Genomic DNA, 1,028 nt, shown 5'->3' with positions numbered 1-1,028 from the left:
GTGCCGGTCTCCGTCGTGCGCGGGGACGCGGCGGGCGCGGTGGTCATGCGACTCCCTCGTGGCCGATGGCCCCCGGAGGTGGGAGGCGGGCGCACGCGGGCGGGCCGCGGGGGCGTCCACCGGCCCAATCCGCGGGGCCCGGACTTCCAACGAACCGTCGGCAGGTGATCGGACTCGCCGCGCGTGGTCCGGAAGGACGGGAGGACGCGGCACACCGTTGCGGGACAGTCCCGGATTCCCACCGGGTTCCCCTGCTGCGACAGCGGCCACGATCATACATGTGGGAGTGACCGGCGCCGGCACCCCAAGATGTTGTGTGGGTCGGCGTGGTCGGGGCCGGGGAGGAGCCGCCGGGGATGATCCTCCGGGCAGGGGGCCGCCCCGCCGGCCCCCGCCGGTTCGACGCCGGTCGGCCCGTGGCGCCGACGGATCGGTCACCGGCCGCTGCCGGCGGTCAACGGCAGGGCGAGGACGCGCAGGGTGAGGCCGGGGACCGGCTGCCAGTCCCGACTCGGTTCGGGACGGAACCCCATCCGCCGGTACAGCCGGGCGCCGTGCTCGTTGTTGTCGGCGATGGAGAGCACCAGGGCGCGCCGCCCCAACCCCGCGGCCCGCTCGGCGCAGTGCCGCACCAGGGCCTCGCCGATGCCGCGACCGCGTGCGGCGGGGGCGACGGCGAGCATCCGGAACTCGGCCTCGTCGGGCCGGGCCACCTGCGCGAACGGTCCGTCGGCCGCGAAGGTGACCGTGCCCAGCACCTCCCCCGCCCGAACGGGCCCGAGCCCCGGGGCGGCGGGACGTGCGGCGGGCCCGGCGTTTTGGGTGTATCGGGGTACGGCGACCAGCAACTCCGCCACGGCCGCCCGTCCGGCGGCGTCGTGGAGCCGGTCGAGATAGGGGTCCTCGGCGCCGAAGACGAGCAGGTCGTCGGCCAGGTAGGCGCGGGCGGAGATCTCCCCGGCCGCGGAGTGTTCGCCGGCCCGGGCGGGGCGGATGGTGACGTCCATGCGCACAGCATGGACCCGGCT

Annotated in this window: 1 protein-coding gene and 1 riboswitch; the gene reads right to left on the bottom strand. The window is 76.5% G+C overall.

The window, feature by feature from the left end; translation table 11 throughout:
- Window positions 1-142: 142 nt before the first annotated feature.
- Window positions 143-316: riboswitch (cobalamin riboswitch) on the bottom strand.
- A 118-nt stretch (window positions 317-434) separates the two neighbouring features.
- Window positions 435-1,028, bottom strand: a 594-nt coding sequence (locus FNQ90_RS24565; protein ID WP_323380163.1) for a GNAT family N-acetyltransferase, incomplete at its 5' end; no start/stop codon positions are given.

The sequence above is a fragment of the Streptomyces alkaliphilus genome (genome assembly GCF_014141535.1).
Taxonomy (GTDB): Bacteria; Actinomycetota; Actinomycetes; order Streptomycetales; family Streptomycetaceae; genus Streptomyces; species Streptomyces alkaliphilus.
This window is presented reverse-complemented; position numbering and strand designations above follow the sequence as displayed.